Source organism: Streptomyces sp. NPDC029292, from assembly GCF_055569295.1.
In genome coordinates, this window is the sequence record NZ_JBVHXR010000001.1 from 979450 (window position 1) to 996707 (window position 17258).

Sequence of the window (17258 nt, forward strand, 5' to 3'; positions counted from 1 at the left end):
CCTGTCGCGATGTGTGGCAATACCGGAATTGACGTCGCGCGGCGGCTCCGGCGCATGACAGACGCGCAACACCCGTTCTTCGTAAGCCAGTTGCCCGTCCCGCCCGGTGCCGTCCTGTCCCGTCCGTGCTCGTGCCCCAGGTCACCCGCCCCGTCCCGTCAGTCCTCGTGCCCCAGTTGCAAGTCCCGTTCCGTCCGGCCGCCCCCGGCGACCTGGAGCACGGTGGCCACTGGCGGATAGCCCGCCGCGATGACGGTGTACTCGCCGGAGGAGAGGTCGACGAACCGGAACGTTCCGTCGGCTCCGGTGGTGAGGGTGTCCACCACATTGCCCGCGGCGTCCAGGAGCGTCACGCGCGCGTCCTCGACGGGGCGTCCGCCGCCCGCCCGTACGGTGCCGCGCAGCACGGCGCCACCCGCGAGTTCGACGTCCTGGCGGGTCTCACGGGCGGCCTGCACGCTCACGGGGAGCGCGGCCGGGCGGAACGCCGGCGCGCTGGCGGCGAGGGTGTACTCGCCCGCCACCAACTCCGTCATGACATAGCCCCCTTCGCGCCCGCTGCGGGTGGTGGCCACCACCTCTCCGTGCACATTGGTGAGCGTGACCGTGGCCTCCCGCAGCGGGGTGCCGTCCGCGGTCAGCACGCTCCCGGCGAGGCGTCCCGCGCCGCCGAGCACGACGTCCAGCTCCACCGGGCGCTCGCCGACGGTCACCGAGACCGCCTGCGGCTGGTGGCCTCCCGCGGCCGCGATCAGGACGTACGACCCAGAGCCCGGCGTGGACAGCGCGTACCGCCCGTCCTCGCCGCTGGCGCCCCGCCCGATCTGCTGTCCCGCGACGTCGATGAGGGTGAGCGCGGCGCGCGGCACGACGGTGCCGTCGGGGTGTTGCACCGTGCCGCAGACGGGGATCCCGGCGGCGTACGACGAGCGCGCGTGCGGGATCTGCGTGAGGGGGGCGGACTCGGCGTCGGTGGCGGGGGCGTTGTGGGACACCAGAGGTTTCTCCTTGAGGAAGAAGGCGATGAGCAGGCCAACGACGATCACCGGCACGAGGTAGAGGAAGATCCGCGGCATGGCGTCCGCGTAGGCCCCGATGTAGTCGTCGCGCAGGGCGGCGGGCATCGCGTGGACGAGCTGGGGGGTGAGGGACTCGGGGTCCGGGAGACCGGTGCCCGCGCGCGCGGGGAGGCGGTCGGCGAGCGAGTCAGCGAGGCGGTTGGCGAACAGGGTGCCGAAGACGGCGGCTCCGACGCTGCCACCGATCTGCCGGAAGTAGTTGTTGGCGCTGGTCGCGGTGCCGAGGTCGGCCGGGCGCACGGAGTTCTGCACGGCGAGGACCAGGACCGGCATCACCATGCCGATGCCCGCACCCAGCACCGCCATCCAGATGCTGTACTGCAGCCGGGGCGTGTCGACCTCGAGGCGGGACAGCAGCCACATGCCGACGGCGGCGAGCGCGCTGCCGAGGACCGGATAGACCTTGTAGCGCCCGGTGTGGCTGATGAGTTGTCCGGAGATGACCGAGGCGCCGACGATGCCGCCCATCATGGGGAGCATCAGGAGCCCGGACTCGGTGGCGCTGGCGCCGTCGACCATCTGAAGGAAGGTCGGCAGGTAGCTGGCGGCTCCGAAGAGGGCGACGCCGATGACCAGGCCCACCAGAGCGGTGATGTTGAAGACGCCGTCCTTGAACAGCCGCAGCGGGATGAGCGGTTCGACCGCGAAGCGCTCGACGACGAGGAAGAGGACCGTCGCGGCGAGTGCGCCCGCCCCGAGCCCCAGGATGACCCGCGAGCCCCACGCGTACTCGGTGCCGCCCCAACTGGTCAGCAGCACCACGCAGGTTGACGCGGCGGCGAGGAGCAGCACACCGAGGATGTCGAGGCGCGCCCTGGCGGCGGGCTTCGGCAGTTTCAGTACGACGGTGACGACGGCCAGCGTGACCAGGCCGAAGGGCACGTTGATGTAGAAGCACCATCTCCAGGAGAGGTGGTCGGTGAAGTAGCCCCCGAGGAGTGGCCCCGCGACCGACGCGAGACCGAACGCGGCGCCGATCAGGCCCATGAAACGGCCGCGTTCGCGTGGCGGCACGACGTCCGCGATGATCGCCTGCACACCAATCATGAGGCCGCCCGCGCCGACGCCCTGGATCGCGCGGAAGGCGATCAACTGGTCCATGGTCTGCGCCCGTCCGGCGAGTGCCGAGCCGATGACGAAGACGACGATCGCGAACTGGAAGACGCCCTTGCGGCCGAAGAGGTCGCCGAGTTTGCCGTAGACGGGGAGTCCGACGGTGGAGGTGAGCAGATAGGCCGTGATCGCCCAGGACATCTTGTCCAGGCCGTGCAGCTCCCCGACGATCTTCGGGAGCGCGGTGGCCACGATCATCTGATCCAGGGCGGCGAGAAGCAGCGCGAGCATGAGCCCGAAGAAGACCAACCGCACCTGGCGCGGGCCCAGTTGGACGGTCTCGGCCGCCACCGGAGCGTGCTCCCGCGGGGGCGCGGCAGGCGGTTCGCCCTTCACCAGAGTGATCCCGCCCACGTACCGCTCCCCTCGTCGCGCCCACCGCACAATTCCCGCTTACGCGACAACTGTGAGCAAGCGCGACGAGTTACGGCGTACCGTCGCACGACGAGGAGATCCACTCGAAACGGTGAGGGCTACAACGCGGCCTGGAGAGTTACCTCTTGGACGGCGCGGCCCACGGAGTTGCCCCTCGGGCTACTTCTCCACCTCAGTGGCGAGCTTGGCGAGCACCGCGTCGTAGATGCGGCTGAGCCCCTTGGGCGCGAAGGTCCTCTCGAAGAAGCCGCCGATGCCACCCGCGCCGTTCCAGACGGTGCTGACGACGACGCGCGACTCGCCCTCGCCGGCCGGGGTGACCCGCCAGGTGGTGACCATCGAGGAGTTGCGGTCCTTCTCGACGAGCTCGCCGTCGGTGGGCTCGCTCACCTCGAGCAGGCAGTCGCGGACGCGCTTGCTGGTGGCCTGGAGCTTCCAGTGCACGAGGGTGCCCTCGCCGTCACCGCCCTCGCGCACCTCGTACTCGCTGAAGTGCTCGGGCAGCAGCTTCGCGCGCGTGCCGCTGTAGTCGGCCAGGGCGTCGAACACCGCCTCCGCGTCCGCTGCGATGACCCGTTCCGTCGTGGCCTCGACCTGCGCCATTGCACTTCCTCCAGCACTTGGTTACTCGGGGTGTGCGGCCAGCCAACCACCAGGCGCCCTGGCCGCCCAAATCGGGGTGCCCGTAGGACACGGAAGGGGTCCTCGCAGGGCACGGAATACGAGGTCGCACGATCAAGGGAACATGTGTTCTATTCTATGGCCAGTGCTACCGAGGAGGCGTCATGCGCTGGGAGAACCTCACAGTGGACCCCGCCGGGGACCCCGCCCGGGATGCCGCGCTGTTCGGCGCGGACGCGGTGACCACCCGTACCTTCGACACCCCGGAGTTCCGCGGCATCACCTTCCACGAGATCCGGGCGCGGTCGATCGTGAACCGGGTGCCGGGGGCCTCCCGCATGCCCTTCGAGTGGACGGTGAACCCTTATCGGGGGTGCACGCACGCGTGTGTGTACTGCTTCGCGCGCAAGACGCACAGCTATCTGGACCTCGACACGGGCCTCGACTTCGACTCCCAGATCGTGGTGAAGGTCAACGCGCCGGACCTGCTGCGCCGCCAGCTCGCCTCACGCCGCTGGCACGGCGAGCACATCGCCATGGGCACCAACGTCGACTGCTACCAGCGTGCGGAGGGCCGCTACCGCCTGATGCCCGGCATCATCGCCGCCCTGCGCGACCACGCGAACCCCTTCTCGATCCTGACGAAGGGCACACTGATCCTGCGCGACCTCGACCTCCTGAAGCAGGCGTCCGAGGTCACCGATGTCGGCATCTCCGTGTCCGTGGGCTTCACCGACACCGAGCTGTGGCGCACCGTCGAGCCGGGCACACCGGCGCCGGAGCGGCGCCTGGACGTCGTGCGCACCCTGACGGAGCACGGCATCGGCTGCGGCGTCCTGATGGCCCCCGTGATCCCCTTCCTGGGCGACCAGCCGGCCCAACTGCGCGCCACCGTACGGGCGATCGCGGCCTCCGGCGCCACCTCCGTGACCCCGCTCGTACTGCATCTGCGCCCCGGCGCCCGTGAGTGGTTCATGGCCTGGCTGGACCACCACCACCCCTGTCTCGTGCGCCGTTACGAGCGGTTGTACGCGGAGGGCGCGTACGCCCCGAAGTGGTATCAGCGCCGGATCACCCGCCAGGTCCACGAGTTGGCCCAGGAGTACGGCATCGGCCCCACGCGCGCGGGGATGCCGCGCAGGATCACCGCCCCTGAGCCCGCGGCACCGGAGCCGACTCAACTCACGCTCCTGTGACGGCTTCCGAGACATCTCTGACGGCCTCTGAGCACTTCGCGCGGCTCGATCGGGTCGAGTCTTGTCAGAACGAGTTCTTCCGGGGTTCCTTTCCGGGACGATGCGGCGAAGGCCGTGGCGTGCACGGCTCACCCCTCCGTCCTGGGAGGCCTCGTGAAGAAAAGAGCAGCTGCACTGTGTGGTGTCGCCGCGGTGGTGGCCGGGATGATGACCTCGGTCCCGGCCGACGCGAGCGCGGGCTCCGCGACCGCTCCGCGCACCACGCAGTCCGCCCATACGGCGAAGCTGACCTGGAAGAAATGCGGCACCACGGACTATCCGACCTTGCAATGTACGTCCTTGAAGGTGCCGCTCGACCACTCCAACCCGCACGGCAAGAGCATCACGCTCGCGCTCTCCCGTGTCCCGCACACCGCGAAGACGTACCAGGGGCCGTTGCTGGTGAACCCGGGCGGACCGGGCGGCAGCGGGCTGACGCTCGCCGGGTTCGTGGCGTCCTCCCTGCCCAAGGCGGTGGCGGCGCAGTACGACGTCATCGGCTTCGACCCGCGCGGCGTCGGCGCGAGCAAGCCCGCGCTGGACTGCAAGCCCGGCTACTTCAACCCGGTACGCCCGGACTCCGTGCCCAGCACCCGCGCGATCGAGAAGGCCAACCTCGCCCGCGCCGCGGCCTTCGCCAAGGCCTGCGGCACCAAGTACGCGAGCCTGCTTCCGTACATCGACACGGTGAGCGCGGTCCGTGACATGGACTCGATCAGGCAAGCGCTCGGCGCCAGGAAGATCAACTACTTCGGGTACTCGTACGGCACCTATCTGGGCGCCGTCTACGCGAAGCTCTTCCCCCACCGTGTGCGGCGACTGGTGCTCGACTCCATCGTCGACCCCACCGGTGCCTGGTACGACGACAACATCGGACAGGACTACGCCTTCAACGACCGTCATCTGGCGTTCCTGGCCTGGGTCGCCAAGCACAACGCGACGTACAAGCTCGGCACCGACCCGGCCAAGGTCGAGGCCAAGTGGTACGCGATGCGCGCGGCGCTCGCCAAGAAGCCCGCGGGCAAGAAGGTGGGCGCCTCCGAGCTGGAGGACACCTTCATACCCGGTGGCTACTACAACGGCTACTGGCCCTACCTCGCCGACGCGTTCGCGGCCTACGTGAACGACAAGAACGCGGATCCGCTGGTCGAGGCGTACGACAACTTCGCCGCGATCGACGCCTCGGGCGACAACGGCTACAGCATCTACACCTCGGTGCAGTGCCGTGACGCGTCCTGGCCGCGCGACTGGAACCAGTGGCGCAAGGACAACTGGGCGGTGTACGACAAGGCACCGTTCATGGCCTGGAACAACGCCTGGTACAACGCGCCGTGCGCCTTCTGGCCGACGGACTCGCTGCAGCCGGTGGACGTCTCCAACGACGCCCTGCCGCCGACGCTGCTCTTCCAGGCCACGAACGACGCGGCCACTCCGTACGAGGGCGGCGTCACCGTCCACCACCAACTGCGCGGCTCCAGCCTGGTGGTCGAGCAGGGTGGCGGGAACCACGGCATCACGTTGAGCGGGAACGCCTGCCTGGACAAGTACCTGGCGACGTATCTGAGCAACGGCAAGGTGCCGCGCAGCGGCGGTGAGGTCGACGCGGTGTGCAAGACGCTGCCCGACCCGGAGCCGCTGAGCACGACGGCGGCGTCGGCCTCCTCGCGCGGTTCGTCACTGCACGGACTGCTCGGCTTCCGGGGCTGAACCACCTGCGAGCAGTGACCCGTCGGGGGCATTGTCAGACCCATGGTCCACCATGGACGCATGAGTGACCTGACCCGCATTCCCGCCCCCGACGGGGTCGCCCCCGCCGCCGCCTGTGGAGATCGAGGCGTACGCGGTGGTGGGCGAGTGAGCGCTCTCCGGGTCCGCGAGATGACCCTCGACGACTGCCCGCGCGTGGCCGAGATCCGCATCCGCGGCTGGCAGACGGCATACAAGGGGCTGATACCGCAGTCGTACCTCGACGCGCTCAGTGTGGAGGAGGACGCGACGCGGCGACGCGCGCGCTTCGGGCAGGGCGGCGACGAGATCGTGAACCTGGTCGCGGTGAGGGACGGCGAGGTGATCGGCTGGGCCTGCTACGGGCCGTACCGGGACGGCGAAGTCCGCACCGAAGACGCCGAGTTGTACGCGATCTACGTCCATCCCGACCGAGTCGGGGGCGGGGTCGGGCGCGCGCTGCTGCGGGAGTCGGCCGGCCGGTGTGCCGCCGCCGGGCACGAGCGGATGCTCCTGTGGGTGCTGAAGGAGAACGCCCCGGCCCGCCGCTTCTACGAGCAGGCCGGGTTCGCACCGGACGGCGCCGAGGAGCCCTTCGACGTGGACGGAGTCGCGGTCCCCGAGGTGCGGTACGCCCGCGCACTCACCGGCGTCGAGCGGGGCTGACGTACTCCTCGGTCGGGCGCACCCGCGCGCGGGGACGGCGGCGCACCTGCGCGGGGACGGCGACGCACCCGCGTACAGGGACGGCGACGCACCTGCGCACTGGGACGGCCCCGCACCCGCGCGGGGACGGCGGCGCACCTGCGCGCCGGGACGGTGACGCACCCGCGCGCAGAGACGTCCCCGGGGCCGGCGGCGCGGCCGAGCCGCGGCCTACGGCTTTGGCAGCCGCGCCAGCGCGTGGACCGCAGCCTCCGCGAGCGCCGGATGCGCCAGCGCCTGGTTCAGTACGGGTCTCGCCCGGACGTCCCCCAGTTCCCCCAGACCCTCCACGCACGCGAGCGCGACCGTGCGGTAGGGATCGTGCGGGCGCAGTCGGCGTTCGAGCGTGGTGATCAGTGCGGGCGCGGCCTCGGGAGCGCGCAGCTCCACCAGGAGCCGTACCGGATGCAGGGCGTAGGCGACGCGCAGTTCGTTGGTGGCGAGCGCGGCGGCCGCGCGGGCGGTGCGGGCATCGCCGAGCCGGGCCAGGGCGTACGCGGCGGACGCGCAGCGCTGCGGGTCGCGGTGGTTGAGCAGCAGGACGAGCGCTTCGAAGGCCCGCCGGTCCCCGGCGACCCCGAGCCGGAAGGCGACCAACTCCCGTGCCCACAGCGGCTGTCCGGGCTCGGTCAGCGCGGCCGCCAGTTCGTCGAGGCCCTCGGCCGCCAGAAGACGGTCGTACGCCGCCGAGGCCCCGGCCTCGGCTTGTACACGCTCCGTGAGTGATCGCAACGCTTCGTCCATGACGCCGAGCCTAGAGAAACCTGTGAGGCGCGGGGACGTACATCACAAACTCGGGGGCTGGCGCGCTCGTTACTGGCGGGTTAAGCTCAGACGAGCGAGTTACCCACTCGCGTCTTTACTTGCGGTGGCCTGGTGACGCAGCCGCCGTGAGAGCAGTCGGTTCGGTACTTCAGGTACCTCAGTACGACATGGCTCCGGGACAGGGCCGGTCGGCTTCACCGTTCTTTCGGGCGCACGTTCTTCGGCGCCCTGGACGGCACCGGGCGTGTGCGCTCGTCAGCCCGGCAACACCCGCATCTTTCGCACTTCGTGCGCTCTTCGGCGTACCTGCGTGCGCTCCTCAGTCGTCACCCTCTTTCTGGAGTCCCGCGATGGCCACTCCCCTGTCCGACACCCCTCTGTCCCCGCTCAAGACCGTCGCCGTCGTCGGCCTCGGCACCATGGGCACCGGCATCGCCGAGGTCCTCGCCCGGGCCGGCCGCGAAGTCATCGGCATCGACATCAGCGAGGCCGCGGCCGCCCAGGCCGTCACGGCGCTCGAAGCCTCCACCGCCCGCGCCGTGCGGCGCGAGCGCCTCACCGAGCAGGAGCGCGACGACGTCCTCGCCCGCTTCCGCGCCTTCACCGACCTGCAGGCCGCGGCCGACGCCGACCTGGTCATCGAGGTGACCCCGGAGTCGTACGAGATCAAGCAGCAGGTCTTCCGCGCGCTCGACGGCATCGTGCGCCCGGAGACGATCCTCGCGACCGGCACCAACGCCCTGTCCGTGACACGCCTGGCCGCCGACTCGTCCCGCCCCGAGCGCGTCCTGGGCCTGCACTTCTTCAACCCGGCGCCCGCGATGAAGCTGGTCGAGGTGGTCTCGTCGGTGCTGACCGCGCCCACGGCCGTCACGGCGGTCACCAACCTCGCGCTCGACCTCGGCAAGGAGCCCGTCGCCGTCGGCGACCGCCCCGGATTCGTCGCCGACGGGCTGCTGTTCGGCTACCTCAACCAGGCAGCCGCGATGTACGAGGCCAAGTACGCCTCCCGCGAGGACATCGACGCGGCGATGAAGCTCGGCTGCGGACTGCCCATGGGCCCGCTCGCGCTGCTCGACCTGATCGGCGTCGACACCGCGCGGACGGTCCTGGAGGCCATGTACGCCGAGTCGCACGACCGGCTGCACGCGCCCGCGCCCATCCTCAAGCAGCTCAGCGAGGCGGGCCTGACCGGCCGGAAGTCGGGGCGCGGCTTCTACTCGTACGAGGCTCCCGGCAGCGCCACCGTCGTGCGGGACGCGCTGACGCCGCTGTCCGGCGGATCCGAGACGCCTGGTCGTCCGGTGCGCTCCGTCGGCGTCGCGGGCTCCGGCACCATGGCGTCCGGCATCGCCGAGGTCTTCGCCAAGGCCGGGTACGAGGTCGTCCTGGCCGCCCGCACCGAGGAGAAGGCGCAGGCCGCCAAGGCCCGTATCGGCAAGTCGCTTTCGCGCTCCGTCGACAAAGGCCGGATGACCGCCGAGGCCGCGGCGGAGACCCTGGACCGGATCACCCCGGCGGGCTCGTACGACGCCTTCGCGGACGTCGATCTGGCGCTGGAGGCGGTGGCCGAGGACCTGGAGATCAAGCAGCAGCTGTTCGCCACGTTCGACAAGGTCTGCAAGCCCGGCGCGATCCTCGCCACCACGACCTCCTCGCTGCCCGTCGTCGCCTGCGCCCGCGCCACCTCGCGCCCGCAGGACGTGATCGGCATGCACTTCTTCAACCCGGCCCCGGCGATGAAGCTCGTCGAGGTCGTGCGGACCGTCCTGACCACGGACGACGTGCACGCCACGGTCCGCGAGGTCTGCGCGAAGATCCGCAAGCACCCGGTGGACTGCGGCGACCGGGCCGGTTTCATCGTGAACGCGCTGCTGTTCCCGTACCTGAACAACGCGATCAAGATGGTGCAGGAGCACTACGCGTCTCTCGACGACATCGACGCGGCGATGAAGCTGGGCGGCGGGTACCCCATGGGCCCGTTCGAGCTCCTGGACGTGGTCGGGCTCGATGTCTCCCTGGCCATCGAGAAGGTTCTGCACCGCGAGTTCCGTGACCCGGGCCTCGCCCCGGCACCGCTCCTCGAGCACCTGGTGGCCGCGGGCTGCCTCGGCCGCAAGACGGGCCGCGGCTTCCGCGAATATGCCCGGCGCTGAGCGTCCGGGCGACCGGCTCAGAGACAGCGCCGACTGGGGCGGACTGCTCGACCCGACCGGAAACCCCCCGCCCGTGGAGGGCGGGGGGATCCCCGGACATGCGCGCTCTCCTGCACCCATGCAGTACGTTCGGGTCATGTCCCAGCCCGCCAAGTCCTCACGTACACCAGCTACGCCCGACGCGCCGGAGAGTGCCGCGGGCAGTCGCGCGGCCGCGCAACGGCTCAAGATGCGCCGGGAACTGGCGGCCGCGGCCATGGAGCTGTTCGCGGCCAAGGGGTACGAGGCAACCACCGTCGACGAGATCGCAGCCCAGGCCGGGGTGGCCCGTCGTACCTTCTTCCGCCACTTCCGCTCCAAGGAAGAGGCGATCTTCCCCGACCACGACGACACCCTGATCCGGGCCGAGGCGGTGCTCAACGCGGCACCGCCGCACGAGCACCCGCTCGACACGGTGTGCCGTGGCATCAAGGAAGTCATGAAGATGTACGCCGCCCGGCCCGAGATCTCCGTCTCGCGCTACAAGCTCACGCGCGAGGTGCCGACGCTGCGCGAGGCCGAGATCGCCTCCGTGGCCCGCTACGAGCGGCTGTTCACGCGGTATCTGCTGGGCCACTTCGACGAGCACGCGCACGACGACGACGCCAATGACGATCCGCTGCTCGCGGAGGTCGCGGCGTCCGCCGTGGTCACGGCTCACAACCATGTCCTGCGGCGCTGGCTCCGGGCCGGGGGACAAGGCGACGTCGAGTCCCAGCTGGACCACGCCTTCGCGATCGTGCGGAAGACGTTCGGCACGGGGATCGGCGCCGGGCGCGAGGCTGCGCCCCGGTCGGCGCCGGCTTCTTCCTTCACGGAGGGGGATGTGCTGGTCACCGTGGCCAGGGTCGATGCCCCGCTGGATCAGGTGATGCGAACCATCGAGCAGGCGCTCAAGGAACGGTCGTAACTTCCCTCACAGAACCGCGGCTCCCGCCGCTTGTCCCCCAACGCCGGACGGGCTCGATTTGAGCACGTCCGGCGTTTTTGCGCCCCGGATTCGATCGATCATCGCGCAGTCTGATCGATCATCGCTCACGTGTTACGTAAAGATTTCACCTGAGCGCAACTTATGGCACTCCGTGCCTTGCGGGGTGACACGCCGTGCCATACGTTGAAGGTGTCCGGGCGGCCGGCGTGCAGAGACCTTTCGTACGCCGGCTGTCCCCGCAAGCCAATGGCGAGCGCGCCCGGACGCCTGCGTCACAGGCAACCTCCTGCGCCAACCAAGCGCTGCCACAGCACCACCTCCGCCGAACCGACGGCACACCCCTCACCCCCAGCAGCAGCACCGACGTAACCCTCAGCGTCTCCCCTCGGACGCTCATCGCCGGAGGCAACACCGTGAAGGAAATCCTGGACGCGATTCAGTCGCAGACGGCCACGTCTGCCGACTTCGCCGCTCTTCCGCTCCCCGAGTCGTACCGCGCGATCACCGTGCACAAGGACGAGACGGAGATGTTCGCCGGGCTCGCCACCCGCGACAAGGACCCCCGCAAGTCGATCCACCTGGACGACGTGCCGGTGCCGGAGCTCGGCCCGGGCGAGGCTCTGGTGGCCGTCATGGCCTCCTCCGTCAACTACAACTCGGTCTGGACGTCGATCTTCGAGCCGATGTCGACCTTCGGCTTCCTGGAGCGCTACGGCAGGCTCAGCGAGCTCACCAAGCGCCATGACCTGCCGTACCACATCATCGGCTCCGACCTCGCGGGCGTCGTCCTGCGCACCGGCCCGGGCGTCAACGCCTGGAAGCCCGGCGACGAGGTCGTCGCGCACTGTCTGTCCGTCGAGCTGGAGTCCTCCGACGGCCACAACGACACGATGCTCGACCCCGAGCAGCGCATCTGGGGCTTCGAGACGAACTTCGGCGGCCTCGCCGAGATCGCGCTCGTCAAGTCCAACCAGCTGATGCCGAAGCCGGACCACCTCAGCTGGGAGGAGGCCGCCGCCCCGGGGCTGGTGAACTCCACCGCGTACCGGCAGCTGGTCTCCCGCAACGGCGCCGGGATGAAGCAGGGCGACAACGTCCTCATCTGGGGCGCGAGCGGCGGACTCGGCTCGTACGCGACGCAGTTCGCGCTCGCCGGTGGCGCCAACCCGATCTGTGTCGTGAGCAGCGAGCAGAAGGCGGACATCTGCCGGGCGATGGGCGCCGAGGCGATCATCGACCGCAACGCCGAGGGCTACAAGTTCTGGAAGGACGAGCACACCCAGGACCCGAAGGAGTGGAAGCGCTTCGGCAAGCGCATCCGTGAGCTGACCGGTGGCGAGGACGTCGACATCGTCTTCGAGCACCCGGGCCGCGAGACCTTCGGCGCCTCCGTGTACGTCACCCGCAAGGGCGGCACCATCGTCACCTGCGCCTCGACCTCGGGCTACAACCACGAGTACGACAACCGCTACCTGTGGATGTCCCTGAAGAAGATCGTGGGCTCGCACTTCGCCAACTACCGCGAGGCCTGGGAGGCCAACCGGCTTGTGGCCAAGGGCAAGATCCACCCGACGCTCTCCCGGGTGTACTCCCTGGAGGAGACCGGGCAGGCCGCGTACGACGTGCACCGCAACCTCCACCAGGGCAAGGTCGGCGTCCTCGCGCTGGCGCCCCAGGAGGGCCTGGGAGTGCGCGACGAGGAGAAGCGCGCCCAGCACATCGACGCCATCAACCGCTTCCGGAACATCTGAGGTCCCCTAGATGACTGAGCGCCAGAAGGACCGGCCGTGGCTCATGCGGACCTACGCCGGTCACTCCACCGCAGAGGCGTCCAACGAGCTGTACCGGCGCAACCTCGCCAAGGGCCAGACCGGTCTGTCGGTCGCGTTCGACCTGCCGACGCAGACCGGCTACGACCCCGACCACATCCTCGCCCGCGGCGAGGTCGGCCGGGTCGGCGTGCCGGTGTCCCATCTCGGTGACATGCGCCGCTTGTTCCAGGACATCCCCCTGGAGCAGATGAACACCTCGATGACCATCAACGCCACCGCCATGTGGCTGCTGGCGCTCTATCAGGTCGTCGCCGAGGAGCAGGGTGCGGACATCACCAAGCTCCAGGGGACGACCCAGAACGACATCGTGAAGGAGTACCTGTCGCGGGGGACGCATGTCTTCCCGCCGGTTCCCTCGCTCCGTCTGACGACGGACATGATCACCTACACGGTGAACCACATCCCGAAGTGGAACCCGATCAACATCTGCAGCTACCACCTGCAGGAGGCGGGAGCCACCCCGGTCCAGGAGATCGCGTACGCGATGTCCACCGCGATCGCCGTCCTGGACGCGGTGTTCGCGTCCGGCCAGATCGCCGAGGACCGCAAGGGTGACGTGGTCGCCCGTATCTCCTTCTTCGTGAACGCGGGCGTCCGCTTCGTCGAGGAGATGTGCAAGATGCGGGCGTTCGGGCGGATCTGGGACAAGATCACGCGCGAGCGGTACGGCATCGAGGACCCCAAGCAGCGGCGCTTCCGGTACGGCGTCCAGGTCAACTCCCTCGGTCTGACCGAGGCGCAGCCGGAGAACAACGTCCAGCGGATCGTTCTCGAGATGCTGGCCGTGACGCTCTCGAAGGACGCACGCGCGCGTGCCGTGCAGCTGCCCGCCTGGAACGAGGCGCTGGGCCTGCCCCGGCCCTGGGACCAGCAGTGGTCGCTGCGCATCCAGCAGGTGCTCGCGCACGAGAGCGACCTGCTGGAGTACGCGGACATCTTCGAGGGCTCCCATGTCATCGAGGCCAAGGTGGCTTCCTTGATGGAGGAGTCGCTGGCCGAGATCGACCGGATCCAGGAGATGGGCGGCGCGATGGCCGCCGTCGAGTCGGGCTATCTGAAGTCGCAGCTCGTCTCCTCGCACGCCGAGCGCCGGGCCCGTATCGAGTCCGGGCAGGAGAAGATCGTCGGCGTCAACATCTTCGAGTCGACCGAGCCGAACCCGCTGACGGCCGACCTGGACGCGGCGATCCAGACGGTCGACCCGGCGGTCGAGGCCCGGGTGATCGCCGCCCTGCAGAACTGGCGCGACACCCGCTACCAGCCGCCGTTCAACCACCCGCGTCCGTGCAAGGCGCTGGAGCGGTTGAAGGAGGCGGCCAAGGGCACGGACAACCTCATGGAGGCCACCCTGGAGTGCGCCCGCGCCGGCGTCACGACCGGCGAGTGGTCCGGGGCCCTGCGCGAGGTGTTCGGCGAGTTCCGCGCCCCGACCGGCGTCTCGTCCGCGCCCGTCGCGGTCACCGCCGAGGAGGGCACCGCGCTCGCGCTGGTGCGCCGCAAGGTGGAGCTGACCGCGAAGGACCTCGGCGTCGGCAAGCTCCGCTTCCTGGTGGGCAAGCCGGGCCTGGACGGGCACTCCAACGGCGCCGAGCAGATCGCCGTGCGGGCCCGCGACGCCGGGTTCGAGGTGGTCTACCAGGGCATCCGGCTCACGCCCGAGGAGATCGTGGCCGCGGCCGTCGCCGAGGACGTGCACGGCGTCGGGCTGTCCATCCTGTCCGGTTCGCACGCCCAGTTGGTGCCGGACGTGCTGGAGCGGCTGCGCGAGGCCGGCGCGGCCGACATTCCGGTGATCGCGGGCGGGATCATCCCGAACGCCGACGCCGAACAGCTGCGGGCCGCGGGAGTGGCCGCGGTCTTCACCCCGAAGGACTTCGATATCACCGGAATCATCGGCCGTATCGTCGACGAGATCCGGAAAGCGAACAAGCTCGACCCCCTGGAGGTCCCCGCATGACCACGCCCGCCCCCGTGAACCGGCTTCGCCCGCGACGCTCCTGCCTCGCGGTGCCGGGAAGCAACCCCCGCTTCCTGGAGAAGGCCCAGGGCCTCCCCGCCGACCAGGTCTTCCTCGACCTGGAGGACGCCTGCGCCCCGCTGGCCAAGCCCGAGGCGCGGCACACCATCGTGAAGTTCCTCAACGAGGGCGACTGGACCGGCAAGACGCGGGTCGTGCGCGTCAACGACTGGACGACCGAGTGGACGTACCGCGACGTCGTGACCGTGGTCGAGGGCGCGGGCCAGAACCTCGACTGCATCATGCTGCCGAAGGTGCAGGACGCCCAGCAGATCGTCGCTCTCGACCTGCTGCTGACGCAGATCGAGAAGACAATGGGCTTCGAGGTCGGCAAGATCGGCATCGAGGCGCAGATCGAGAACGCCCAGGGTCTGAACAACGTCAACGAGATCGCCACGGCTTCCCAGCGCGTCGAGACGATCATCTTCGGCCCGGCCGACTTCATGGCGTCGATCAACATGAAGTCGCTGGTCGTGGGCGAGCAGCCGCCCGGTTACCCGGCGGACGCCTACCACTACATCCTGATGAAGATCCTGATGGCCGCACGCGCCAACAACCTCCAGGCGATCGACGGCCCCTACCTCCAGATCCGCAACCAGGAGGGCTACCGCGAGGTCGCGCAGCGCGCCGCCGCCCTCGGTTTCGACGGCAAGTGGGTGCTGCACCCGGACCAGGTCGCCGCGGCCAACGAGATCTTCTCGCCCTCCCAGGAGGACTTCGACCACGCGGAGCTCATCCTCGACGCATACGAGTACTGCACGTCCGAGGCGGGCGGCAAGAAGGGCTCCGCCATGCTCGGCGACGAGATGATCGACGAGGCCAGCCGCAAGATGGCCCTGGTCATCTCCGGCAAGGGCCGGGCCGCCGGCATGCAGCGCACCAGCAAGTTCGAAGCCCCGGAGGCCTGAGCACCATGCAGTTCGGACGCACGTACGAAGAGTTCGAGGTCGGCGCGGTCTACAAGCACTGGCCCGGAAAAACGGTCACGGAGTACGACGACCACCTCTTCTGTCTCCTGACCATGAACCACCACCCGCTCCACATGGACACCAACTATGCGGAGAACACGACGGACTTCGGCAAGAACGTCGTAGTCGGGAACTACATCTACTCGCTGCTGCTGGGCATGTCCGTGCCGGACGTATCGGGCAAGGCGATCGCCAACCTGGAGATCGAGTCGCTGCGTCACGTGGCGCCGACCTTCCACGGCGACACCATCTACGGCGAGACGACGGTCCTCGACAAGACGCCGTCGAAGTCGAAGAACGACCGCGGAATCGTCTACGTCGAGACCAAGGGCTACAAGCAGGACGGCACGCTGGTCTGCGTGTTCCGCCGCAAGGTGATGGTCCCCACCGAGACGTACATCAAGGAGCGCGGCGGCGAGCAGCCCGGCCGCCCGGAGCTGCTGGACATTTCAAAGCGAAAGACGGAGAAGTAGCCATGGCGCGACTCGCCCAGACCGCTGGTCTGACCGACATCCAGCAGGAGATCCTCTCCACCGTCCGCGACTTCGTGGACAAGGAGATCATCCCGGTCGCGACCGAGCTGGAGCACCGCGACGAGTACCCGCAGCAGATCGTCGACGGCCTCAAGGAATTGGGCCTCTTCGGGCTGATGATCCCCGAGGAGTACGGGGGCCTGGGCGAGTCGCTCCTCACCTACGCGCTCTGCGTGGAGGAGATCGCCCGCGGCTGGATGTCGGTCTCCGGCATCATCAACACCCACTTCATCGTGGCGTACATGCTCAAGCAGCACGGCACGCAGGAGCAGAAGGACTACTTCCTGCCCCGGATGGCGCTGGGCGAGGTGCGAGGCGCCTTCTCCATGTCGGAGCCGGCTCTTGGCTCGGATGTGTCGGCGATCTCGTCCAAGGCGGTCAAGGACGGCGACGAGTACGTCCTGAACGGTCAGAAGATGTGGCTGACGAACGGCGGCTCGTCGACTCTGGTGGCGGTTCTCGTCCGGAGTGACGAAGGACACCCCGAGGGCACCGCGCCCCACAAGTCGATGACGACCTTCCTGGTCGAGAAGGAGCCCGGCTTCGGAGAGGTCCGCCCCGGCCTCACCATCCCCGGGAAGATCGACAAGATGGGTTACAAAGGCGTCGACACCACCGAGCTCATCATGGACGGACTGCGCATTCCGGCCAATCGTGTGCTCGGCGGGACCACCGGCCGAGGGTTTTACCAAATGATGGACGGAGTCGAGGTCGGCCGCGTCAACGTAGCGGCACGTGGCTGCGGCGTCGCCCAGCGTGCGTTCGAGCTGGGCGTCTCATATGCCCAGCAGCGTCACACTTTCGGCAAGCCGATCGCCCAGCACCAGGCCATCCAGTTCAAGCTCGCCGAGATGGCTACCAAGGTCGAGGCCGCCCATGCCATGATGGTGAACGCTGCACGCAAAAAGGACTCCGGGGAACGAAACGACCTCGAAGCAGGGATGGCGAAGTACCTCGCCTCCGAGTACTGCAAGGAGGTCGTGGAGGATGCTTTCCGGATCCACGGCGGCTACGGCTTCTCCAAGGAGTACGAGATCGAGCGCCTCTACCGCGAGGCCCCGATGCTGTTGATTGGTGAAGGTACAGCCGAAATCCAGAAAATGATCATCGGGCGCAGGTTGCTCGAAGAGTATCGACTCCAGGGCTAGATGTCCGGGTTCGGGG

General features: G+C 69.0%; 13 protein-coding genes. 10 read left to right on the plus strand and 3 right to left on the minus strand.

Annotation, left to right across the window (positions count from 1 at the left end):
• Positions 1 to 158: 158 nt before the first annotated feature.
• The gene (locus ACZ4WS_RS04465) at positions 159 to 2546 is read right to left on the minus strand and encodes an MFS transporter (protein WP_467976976.1); all 2388 of its coding nucleotides are present in this window, start codon (positions 2544 to 2546) and stop codon (positions 159 to 161) included.
• 180 nt (positions 2547 to 2726) lie between these two features.
• Positions 2727 to 3170, minus strand: a complete 444-nt coding sequence (locus tag ACZ4WS_RS04470; protein ID WP_467976977.1) for an SRPBCC family protein — start codon at positions 3168 to 3170, stop codon at positions 2727 to 2729.
• Between the two features lie 182 nt (positions 3171 to 3352).
• Here ACZ4WS_RS04470 and ACZ4WS_RS04475 point away from each other — a divergent pair, with 182 nt between their 5' ends.
• The 3 genes from ACZ4WS_RS04475 (at position 3353) to ACZ4WS_RS04485 (ending at position 6814) form a co-directional block, all read left to right on the plus strand.
• Positions 3353 to 4384 (plus strand): Rv2578c family radical SAM protein, encoded by a 1032-nt coding sequence (locus tag ACZ4WS_RS04475; RefSeq protein ID WP_467976979.1) that lies wholly within the window; start codon positions 3353 to 3355, stop codon positions 4382 to 4384.
• A gap of 153 nt (positions 4385 to 4537) precedes the next feature.
• A complete protein-coding gene (locus ACZ4WS_RS04480) occupies positions 4538 to 6130 on the plus strand; it encodes an alpha/beta hydrolase (protein WP_467976981.1) in 1593 nt (530 codons plus the stop codon).
• 171 nt (positions 6131 to 6301) lie between these two features.
• Positions 6302 to 6814, plus strand: a complete 513-nt coding sequence (locus tag ACZ4WS_RS04485; protein ID WP_467977198.1) for a GNAT family N-acetyltransferase — start codon at positions 6302 to 6304, stop codon at positions 6812 to 6814.
• 210 nt (positions 6815 to 7024) lie between these two features.
• Here ACZ4WS_RS04485 and ACZ4WS_RS04490 read toward each other — a convergent pair whose 3' ends face one another.
• Positions 7025 to 7597, minus strand: coding sequence for an adenylosuccinate lyase (locus ACZ4WS_RS04490; protein ID WP_467976983.1), 573 nt, complete (start codon positions 7595 to 7597; stop codon positions 7025 to 7027).
• Positions 7598 to 7968: 371 nt separating this feature from the next.
• Here ACZ4WS_RS04490 and ACZ4WS_RS04495 point away from each other — a divergent pair, with 371 nt between their 5' ends.
• The 7 genes from ACZ4WS_RS04495 to ACZ4WS_RS04525 all read left to right on the plus strand — a co-directional run bounded on the left by ACZ4WS_RS04495 (position 7969) and on the right by ACZ4WS_RS04525 (position 17242).
• Positions 7969 to 9774 carry a 3-hydroxyacyl-CoA dehydrogenase family protein gene (locus ACZ4WS_RS04495; protein ID WP_467976984.1) on the plus strand — a complete coding sequence of 602 codons (1806 nt, stop codon included), beginning with the start codon at positions 7969 to 7971 and terminating at the stop codon, positions 9772 to 9774.
• Positions 9775 to 9910: 136 nt separating this feature from the next.
• Entirely contained in the window at positions 9911 to 10723 is an 813-nt protein-coding gene (locus ACZ4WS_RS04500) for a TetR family transcriptional regulator (protein WP_467976986.1), read from the plus strand.
• Between the two features lie 434 nt (positions 10724 to 11157).
• The gene (gene ccrA, locus ACZ4WS_RS04505) at positions 11158 to 12495 is read left to right on the plus strand and encodes a crotonyl-CoA carboxylase/reductase (RefSeq protein WP_467976988.1); all 1338 of its coding nucleotides are present in this window, start codon (positions 11158 to 11160) and stop codon (positions 12493 to 12495) included.
• 10 nt (positions 12496 to 12505) lie between these two features.
• Positions 12506 to 14533 carry a protein meaA gene (locus ACZ4WS_RS04510; RefSeq protein WP_467976989.1) on the plus strand — a complete coding sequence of 676 codons (2028 nt, stop codon included), beginning with the start codon at positions 12506 to 12508 and terminating at the stop codon, positions 14531 to 14533.
• A complete protein-coding gene (locus ACZ4WS_RS04515; RefSeq protein WP_467976991.1) occupies positions 14530 to 15501 on the plus strand; it encodes an HpcH/HpaI aldolase/citrate lyase family protein in 972 nt (323 codons plus the stop codon). The genes ACZ4WS_RS04510 and ACZ4WS_RS04515 overlap by 4 nt, the downstream gene beginning before the upstream one ends.
• 5 nt (positions 15502 to 15506) lie before the next feature.
• Complete coding sequence (locus tag ACZ4WS_RS04520) at positions 15507 to 16034, plus strand: MaoC family dehydratase (protein ID WP_467976992.1); 528 nt, start codon at positions 15507 to 15509, stop codon at positions 16032 to 16034.
• Positions 16035 to 16036: 2 nt separating this feature from the next.
• On the plus strand, positions 16037 to 17242 hold the full coding sequence (locus ACZ4WS_RS04525; RefSeq protein WP_467976994.1) for an acyl-CoA dehydrogenase family protein: 1206 nt from the start codon (positions 16037 to 16039) through the stop codon (positions 17240 to 17242).
• The last annotated feature ends 16 nt before the right edge of the window (positions 17243 to 17258 follow it).

Bases quoted from the DNA above. Each gene is read 5' to 3' on its own strand.
- ACZ4WS_RS04470 (WP_467976977.1), bottom strand. From the start codon at position 3,170: ATGGCGCAGGTCGAGGCCACGACGGAACGGGTCATCGCAGCGGACGCG.
- ACZ4WS_RS04475 (WP_467976979.1), top strand. From the start codon at position 3,353: ATGCGCTGGGAGAACCTCACAGTGGACCCCGCCGGGGACCCCGCCCGG.
- ACZ4WS_RS04485 (WP_467977198.1), top strand. From the start codon at position 6,302: ATGACCCTCGACGACTGCCCGCGCGTGGCCGAGATCCGCATCCGCGGC.
- ACZ4WS_RS04490 (WP_467976983.1), bottom strand. From the start codon at position 7,597: ATGGACGAAGCGTTGCGATCACTCACGGAGCGTGTACAAGCCGAGGCC.
- ACZ4WS_RS04495 (WP_467976984.1), top strand. From the start codon at position 7,969: ATGGCCACTCCCCTGTCCGACACCCCTCTGTCCCCGCTCAAGACCGTC.
- ACZ4WS_RS04500 (WP_467976986.1), top strand. From the start codon at position 9,911: ATGTCCCAGCCCGCCAAGTCCTCACGTACACCAGCTACGCCCGACGCG.
- ACZ4WS_RS04510 (WP_467976989.1), top strand. From the start codon at position 12,506: ATGACTGAGCGCCAGAAGGACCGGCCGTGGCTCATGCGGACCTACGCC.
- ACZ4WS_RS04515 (WP_467976991.1), top strand. From the start codon at position 14,530: ATGACCACGCCCGCCCCCGTGAACCGGCTTCGCCCGCGACGCTCCTGC.
- ACZ4WS_RS04520 (WP_467976992.1), top strand. From the start codon at position 15,507: ATGCAGTTCGGACGCACGTACGAAGAGTTCGAGGTCGGCGCGGTCTAC.
- ACZ4WS_RS04525 (WP_467976994.1), top strand. From the start codon at position 16,037: ATGGCGCGACTCGCCCAGACCGCTGGTCTGACCGACATCCAGCAGGAG.